The organism is Methanosarcina spelaei, assembly GCF_002287235.1.
Classification (GTDB): domain Archaea; phylum Halobacteriota; class Methanosarcinia; order Methanosarcinales; family Methanosarcinaceae; genus Methanosarcina; species Methanosarcina spelaei.
Genome location: NZ_LMVP01000107.1, coordinates 1 through 7,334, shown reverse-complemented (window position 1 = coordinate 7,334; position 7,334 = coordinate 1). Strand labels below are relative to the sequence as shown.

General features: G+C 37.1%; 8 protein-coding genes. All 8 read left to right on the top strand.

All coding sequences use genetic code 11. The features are described 5' to 3' along the window. Positions 1–32: 32 nt before the first annotated feature. The 8 genes from ASJ81_RS07260 to ASJ81_RS07230 all read left to right on the top strand — a co-directional run bounded on the left by ASJ81_RS07260 (position 33) and on the right by ASJ81_RS07230 (position 6,740). Positions 33–224: a hypothetical protein gene (locus ASJ81_RS07260; protein ID WP_095643901.1), complete on the top strand. Its 192-nt coding sequence runs from the start codon at positions 33–35 to the stop codon at positions 222–224. Next, on the top strand, positions 193–636 hold the full coding sequence (locus tag ASJ81_RS07255) for a GNAT family N-acetyltransferase (protein ID WP_095643900.1): 444 nt from the start codon (positions 193–195) through the stop codon (positions 634–636). Before ASJ81_RS07260 ends, ASJ81_RS07255 begins: the two co-directional genes overlap by 32 nt. A 304-nt stretch (positions 637–940) precedes the next feature. Then, complete coding sequence (locus ASJ81_RS07250; protein ID WP_095643899.1) at positions 941–1,177, top strand: pentapeptide repeat-containing protein; 237 nt, start codon at positions 941–943, stop codon at positions 1,175–1,177. After that, positions 1,174–2,550 (top strand): PKD domain-containing protein, encoded by a 1,377-nt coding sequence (locus ASJ81_RS07245; protein ID WP_245859891.1) that lies wholly within the window; start codon positions 1,174–1,176, stop codon positions 2,548–2,550. Before ASJ81_RS07250 ends, ASJ81_RS07245 begins: the two co-directional genes overlap by 4 nt. Next, positions 2,550–2,873, top strand: coding sequence for a PKD domain-containing protein (locus ASJ81_RS23615; RefSeq protein WP_245859889.1), 324 nt, complete (start codon positions 2,550–2,552; stop codon positions 2,871–2,873). Before ASJ81_RS07245 ends, ASJ81_RS23615 begins: the two co-directional genes overlap by 1 nt. A gap of 1,484 nt (positions 2,874–4,357) precedes the next feature. Further along, positions 4,358–4,906, top strand: a complete 549-nt coding sequence (locus ASJ81_RS07240; RefSeq protein WP_080942286.1) for a DUF531 domain-containing protein — start codon at positions 4,358–4,360, stop codon at positions 4,904–4,906. A gap of 286 nt (positions 4,907–5,192) precedes the next feature. Next, positions 5,193–5,516, top strand: coding sequence for a hypothetical protein (locus ASJ81_RS07235; RefSeq protein WP_095643898.1), 324 nt, complete (start codon positions 5,193–5,195; stop codon positions 5,514–5,516). Positions 5,517–5,558: 42 nt separating this feature from the next. Continuing rightward, positions 5,559–6,740, top strand: a complete 1,182-nt coding sequence (locus ASJ81_RS07230; protein WP_095643897.1) for a cysteine desulfurase — start codon at positions 5,559–5,561, stop codon at positions 6,738–6,740. Positions 6,741–7,334 lie beyond the last annotated feature (594 nt).

The following is a 7,334-nucleotide window of genomic DNA, read 5'->3' as shown; positions in this document are numbered from 1 at the left end:
CATGATATTCCTTGAATAACATGCACAACTATATGAAAATGCATGCTGATGGCAGCATTTTCATGCTAAATAAGGATGAGGAAAATAAGGATACGAAAAGTAAGGGTACGAAAAGTAAGGGTACGAAAAATAAGGATTCGAAAAGTAAGGATGCCAAAAATAAGGAGACGAAAAATAAGGATATGAAAAATTATGAAAGAGATATGTATCCGAAAAGCCAGTAAATCAGACCTGCTAGCAATTCAGAGGCTCCTATCAACTTACTTTCTTGACATGGAGGGACTTGAACCTGAAAATTTCATGCTGGCTGAACTCGATGGGAATATTGTCGGTTGTGTTGCTCTTATTAAATCCAAATCCCACGGTAAGGATTTTCTGGAGATTCATTCTATTGCAGTCCATCCGAACTTCAGGGGAAAAAGGATCGGAACCAGGCTTGTTAACTATCTTCTAACAACTATTGGGGATCAATGTTGCGACTTATATGTTAGGACAACTGCTCCTATCTTTTTTGAAAAACTAAATTTTAAAAAAATAGAGAATTCTGAAAAGTTATCCGTCTGGGAAGATTGCGAAAATTGTGAACATTTTGAGAAGTGTACACAGCACGCGTTGAAATATTCTTGTAAACATTGAATTTTCAGCTCAATTGTTAAGCCTCAACTCCTGAATCTCAAAATAAATTCTATATAAACTGTTTATTATCTTTCCTTTCAAAAAAACAGGGGAATAAGAGTCTTTTTCCATGTTCTGAGTTTTTGGTCTATAGGTTGACTGTTAGCTGAATTAATACTTGACTTTGAAAAACTCCGAAAGAGCTAAAAAGATTTTAATAGTATTTTATATCGGGACATTATCTCTATTACTCTAACAACCATTGCAAATAATTGGAATTTTAATTAAAAAATTTTGATTTTTCCGTGTTGTTTAGTAATTATTTTTGGTTGCAATCAAAATCAATGCTCAGTTTATCAATGCTCAGTTTATCAATGCTCAGTTTATCAATGCTCAGTTTATCAATGCTCAGTTTATCAATGCTCAGTTTATCAATGCTCAGTTTGTCAATGTTCAGTTTATCAATGCTCAGTTTGTCAATGTTCAGTTTATCGATGTTCTATTTCGACAACTCCGGGGAATAATAAGCACTGAAAGAAGGGAAAAGAGGAAGGATAAATGAAAAAGACAGAAAAAGCGTGTTCAATAGCTTTAGCTTCAACAGCCATGGTTTTGTTTTTAATGTTTGCCTTATCCATGGCATCGGCATCTCCTGAGCAAAACCCACAAACTATCGTTCCATCGGATATCAGCAGTGGAACAGGAGACTCTTCTGATGACAAACTTGTTTTAAGTGAATTATCTACAGAAGGAATTAATATAGCTACGGAATCTATACAACCTGCTGCGCTCAAGATCACTGAAACTCGAATCACCACTAGTAAGTCAGAGCAGTCCGACCCTGTTATCTATGGTGGCAAAATTGCGTGGACAGATTATCGCAATGAAAAATCTGATGTTTACTTATATGACCTCTCGACTAAAAAGCAAATTAAGATAACTAACAGTGGACATGCATTTTTTTCTACTATGTATGGGAACAAGATTTTGTGGCAGGATTGGTCTGATAGCGAAAACGGTAGTGTGTATATTCAAGACCTCTCAACTAATAAGAAAACTCTCATCACTACTTTAAGTGATGCCTTCGATAGTGCTTCAATTTACGGTGACAAGATTGTATTTACGACTTGGGGTGCTCTCTTAATGTATGATCTTTCCACTAAAAAACTAACTCAGACTCCTACTAATGTAAATGCAGCCTACTCTGATATTTACGGTAATAAAATAGTATACTGCTCGAATTTCCCCGATGAAAACAACAATACCAATATCTACATGTACGATTTGTCCGCTTCTAAGGAAACGCAGATCACTACCCATGCATCAGGATGCTCTCCTGCTATCTACGGTAACAGGATTGTATGGGAAGATGATCGCAATGGAAACTATGATATTTACATGTACGATATCTCCACTAAAAAGGAAACTCAGATTACCACCAATCCATCCGCTTCACGGAGTCCTGCAATTTATAGTGATAGGATAGTGTGGGAGGATGATCGCAATGGAAACTGGGATATCTACGTGTATGATTTATCCACTGGTCAGGAATGTCACACTACTGATAAATCAGATCAGTATGATCCAGATATCTATAGTGACAGGATAGTATGGACAGATATACGAAATGGAAATCCTGATATTTACATTGGCTTTGTTTCAAATGTATTACAGCCAAAACCACCGGTTGTTTCATTTTCTGCATCTCCAACCTCAGGAAACGTGCCCCTTAAGGTGCAGTTTTCTGATAAGAGTACAGGCTCACCAACTATCTGGAAATGGACTTTTGGAGACGGAAAAACTTCAACACTTAAGAGTTCTGTACACACTTACGGTAAAGCCGGAAAATATACTATCAGCTTAATGATAAAGAATGCTGCAGGTAGTAGTACAAAAACACATACGGTAAAGCCGGAAAATATACTATCAGCTTAATGATAAAGAATGCTGCAGGAAGCAATACGAAAACAATAAAGAATTACATAACTGTAAATGCCGCTCCTACAAAACCTGTTGCTGCGTTTTCTGCGAAACCTGCCTCAGGAAAAGTCCCTCTGAAAGTACAGTTTACTGACAAGAGTACGGGATCGCCAATCTCATGGAAGTGGAGTTTTGGAGATGGAAGATATTCAACAGTTAAGAATCCTGCACATACCTACAGTAAAGCCGGAAAATATACTGTCAGCTTAACAGTAAAGAATGCTAAAGGCAGCAACACTAAAACTATGGCTGGATATATTACAGTTTCCAAAAAATGAATATTTCAAACTAAAAAACAAGAAAAAAATCAAGGCTAAAAGGTATGTATGGTCGTTGATCAAATCTGAAAAAAAGCGAAAGTAATCTTTTTTCAGATTTGAAACTACCTTTTTACAATTTTCAATATTGATTTCAGTCGAATACCCCGCTAGCTTGCTGCGGGGATGGAAACTTCCCCGGTAACCGTTGATGACTATATTATTTATCAATTTCATTTTTCGGTTGTTAACTTCTGATCAAACCAAACAGTTTGGGGTTATTACTTCCTTTAACGGAATTTTGAGCGGTGGCGCGAACATACCCCGTTGCTTGCAGCGGGGTGCGCCAGCGCAGCTTTGATTTTAAAACCCAATTCTTTAACTTATTTCTAAACTAATTTGAAGTGTTCTCCACCCTATTCTTACTTTTTATGCCAAGATATTTAATCTTAAAAAATTCGAAGGTGTTTTATGCAAGGGACAGGCATTCAATTGATAAACATCGCAAATAATTGAGATTTTAAGCAAGAAATTTTGAAGTTTTTTAATTTTTTTGTGATGTATGGCTAGTACAGGCGAAGTATTAAGCTCTCCAAAAAATGAGCATTATCATTGAAAAACAATTACACATGTAAGCATACAAAATTGGAGAACTTGGACATATATCGATATAGAAACTCATAATTTGATTTTTGAACTCCATAATTGGAATAGTTAATCGAGTATATTATCATGGAAAAATGATCCTGAAAATTCTTGATGATTCAGAACAAAGCAAGTTCCAGATAATTTTATAAAACCGATACATAAAAAGTTAAAACAATGAGAAAAGTTCAGTAACGCGTTCATTTGTATTCGGTTAAGGATTTTGAGCTGCTGATCTCGATTTCGACGGAAAAACTCAAACCCAAATGTTTAGTGTTTAAATTGAAATCGATATCAGATTCCAGTTTTGCATTTGATGAATAATTTAACAAATTTTATGAAAATCAATGCAATTGATAACGATTTTTCCTTAACCGATGACCAATGGTAACGCGTTACGGTTTGATAAATTTAAATATGTAAACGGTTCAATTTAATATATGAAATTTTTTAACATAGCTTTTGGGACAACAAATCTGTTTCATAATAAATGTGAATACAGATCGAGATGTGTTGGGTATAAAGATAATTCTTACACATGTACAAAAACACTGGATAAAAACTACTGTGGAATTTATAATCAGTTTTTACAGGAAACATGAAATATTAAATACAGAATTATAATGAGATTATTTGGATTTATTAAGTTACTCTGGTAAACTTCTGTTTCTGTTTTACTATCAATTAAATCGTAAAATCTCAAATCCGGAAAACAGAAATTTGATTCCTTTTTATCGGATTTAAAAGCCGTTATTTTAAACGCTGTCTAAGTAACTGACTGCTCAAGAAAATATTAAAACCCGAAAAATTTAAGAAAAATCACTAAAAGTTGACGAAACATTATTTTACGAAAAAAGATAATGAAGCACCTTATGCTCACCCTTGGGATAGTAAACACCTATGATAAGATCAAAGTTCTTGATGCACATTATCGTGCAATTGCAAGAGCTGCTCCGATCTGCCATGCTTTTGGATTCCACTTAGCCCTTTACGATTTTCCTTTCAAGATGAGTGCAGAAGAACTGGTTGCTTATGTAATGGAAAAAACCACAATAGGAGAATCGGGAAGTTATCTCAAAATTCTTTATGAGAAAAACCACTTGTCAGTCTCCGATCTTCCTAAAAAGGGATTTCCCTCTCAGTTTGGGGAGATTGTAATAACTACCTCAAAACCTGATCCAAAAAGGCAGGTTACGCCTGTAAATATTGCCGAAGAAGCTCTTCGAAGTCGTTCATTTCTATTTCTTGTAGGGCTTGGGCACAAAGGGCTTCCTAAGGAACTTTTCGAGAGAGGAAAATACCACCTGGACATTACCTGTAAAGGACTTTCTCTTGAGACATGTACTGCAATAGGGGCAATTCCGGCTCATCTCTCAGGGCTCATGGCAAATCTCGAAACTAAAAAATAAACTTCTGACACAGGTTTCTGGAGGTAAAAACAGAAAACTATTCCAATTGTTCGCTCATAAAGTTTCATTTAATTAAAAAATTTCAAACGAATCTAAAAGAAATTCCGAAATCAATATATACAACGATTTACAATTAATACTATTTGTGGGTAAGAACAACGCTCGCTGCGCTGTTGTGGGGTTTTTAGCCCGTTGGAAATAGAATTCTGGCTTGCTTTTAGGTTTTATCCAAAGGATTGAAGGCTCTGAACCTTATTGCAGGAATTTGTCCACAGAGAATTAGAGAATGATTTTGGTTGAACTCTCTGGAGGGACTGGGAATTCTAACCTGCATTCAATTGCCGTTTCCGAAACGAACGGGAACTTTAACCCGATTGCAGGGCCCTCGAATTCCAAGGACTACTTTAACCCTCATGTAAGCGCAAACTTTGAAGAGACAGGAGGAAAATTTATGAGTGAATTAAAGCACGAATACGGAAAAAGAAAAGAATATAGACGTAAACACCAGGAAAATGGTTATCATGCCGTTGTAAAAGGCTGTACCGACAACCTGGACTCAGATGAACTAGACCTTTACCGCTTTATGATCGGCGGGGTGCAGGGTAAATAACCTGCAAAACCTTTTTTTATTTCTCGTCCCTAAAAAAGAAGCATGTACGACGTATATGCGGTCCGTGAAGATTTTCCTGTTCTTAAAGAAGTCGTGTACCTTGACAGTACGGCAACTACTCAGACTCCGATACCTGCAGTTGAAGCTATGGTCGAGTACTTTTACAGGTATGCTGGTAATCATGGGAGAGGAGCCCATCGTCTGGCAAGGGAAGCTACGAACCGCTATGAAGATGCAAGGGAAACCATTGCTCGTTTCCTGAATGCTGAGCCTTCGAAGACCGTTCTTACGAAAAATACCACTGAAGGGATCAATCTTATTGCAAACAGTTACCCGTGGGAATCTGGAGACCATATCGTTACAACTGTGCTAGAACACCATTCTAATCTTCTGCCCTGGCTGCGCCTGCAGAAAAAAGGAGTAAAGGTTACGATTGTAAGCCCAGACAGTAAGGGAAAAGTAGATGTCTCTTCGATAGAGAAAGCATTTACTGAGAAAACCAGACTGATAGCCATAAATCATATTTCAAATGTTTTCGGTTCCGTCCAGGATGTAAAGAATATTACTAAACTTGCCCATAGGTACGGCATAAAAGTCCTTGTCGATGGGGCTCAATCTGCAGGACATATGCCTGTGAGCCTTAAAGACCTGAACTGTGACTTTTTTGCAACTGCCGGACATAAAGGCCTGCTTGGACCTCAGGGTACAGGCGTCCTCTATATCAAAGAACCAGATGTGCTCGATAGTGCCTTGGTGGGAGGAGGTGCGGTTTCGGATGTTGATGGATATACTTACGTGCTGGAACCTTCTCCGGCCTGTTTTGAAGCCGGAACTCCGAACATTCCTGGAGTTATAGGTTTAGGAAGATCAGTCGAATATGTAGAAAAAATAGGGGTCCCTGAAATTGAGGCACATGAAATAAAGTTGTCAAGGGAAGCTGCAAAAAGGCTCTCCGAACTCGAACATGTAGAGGTGTACGGGCCTGAAGACAGGGTAGGGATAGTACCGTTTAATGTAAAAGGACTTCATGCCCACGATGTTGCTTTGATCCTTGACCAGACAAGGAAAATCTGTGTCAGGAGTGGGCATCACTGTGCAATCCCAACTATTCGCTTCCTGGATGTAGACAGTACTGTAAGAGCTTCTTTTGCACTCTATAATACCGAAGAAGAAGTTGATATACTGGTAAATGCGGTTGAAGGGCTCAAGGCACTCGTCTCTTGAGACACAACTCTTTTTAAAAAAGGCTTGAGCGAAAACAATTTGATGTGGCGTGATATGGTTTAAATAAATACACAATTTTCAAGATGCCTGTTATTCATGAAAACCCTTTGACAGTCAATTCTGCTTTTAAATAATACGTTCCTTGATTCATTAACAATCTGGATATTCTAAGTCATCCAGAGGATAAATATTAGGAGTCTCAGTACATGAAATGAATATTGGATAAAATTATTTGGTTTCTTATGTCCTGGTTTCAGTAGTTGTGTGTTCCTACAATTCTGGCATATTCAAAAGTCATTCAACAATGAAATCGTTCAAGTTCATATTTCCTGTGATCTATAATTAAAATTGATGAATCCAATATACGTTGCTTGAAGTTGGATGCAAGAACTGTAATTTTGGAAAAATAAGACTATATTCACTTGGAATCCAAAATCAAGCACAGCCGACAATAATCCAAAATATGTGTTTTAAATAACTAAAGGTTAAAAACATATTTATTTGTAACTATTCACAGGGTATAGTTAGCGGCGCTCCTTTGAGCGCCGCGAGAATACCCTCTAAAACAGGTAAACCATTCTTTATTATTGTGGA

What these genes read in the sequence shown, in the direction of transcription:
- ASJ81_RS07260 (WP_095643901.1), top strand. Translation starts at nt 33, where the DNA reads ATGAAAATGCATGCTGATGGCAGCATTTTCATGCTAAATAAGGATGAG.
- ASJ81_RS07255 (WP_095643900.1), top strand. Translation starts at nt 193, where the DNA reads ATGAAAGAGATATGTATCCGAAAAGCCAGTAAATCAGACCTGCTAGCA.
- ASJ81_RS07245 (WP_245859891.1), top strand. Translation starts at nt 1,174, where the DNA reads ATGAAAAAGACAGAAAAAGCGTGTTCAATAGCTTTAGCTTCAACAGCC.
- ASJ81_RS23615 (WP_245859889.1), top strand. Translation starts at nt 2,550, where the DNA reads ATGATAAAGAATGCTGCAGGAAGCAATACGAAAACAATAAAGAATTAC.
- ASJ81_RS07240 (WP_080942286.1), top strand. Translation starts at nt 4,358, where the DNA reads ATGAAGCACCTTATGCTCACCCTTGGGATAGTAAACACCTATGATAAG.
- ASJ81_RS07235 (WP_095643898.1), top strand. Translation starts at nt 5,193, where the DNA reads ATGATTTTGGTTGAACTCTCTGGAGGGACTGGGAATTCTAACCTGCAT.
- ASJ81_RS07230 (WP_095643897.1), top strand. Translation starts at nt 5,559, where the DNA reads ATGTACGACGTATATGCGGTCCGTGAAGATTTTCCTGTTCTTAAAGAA.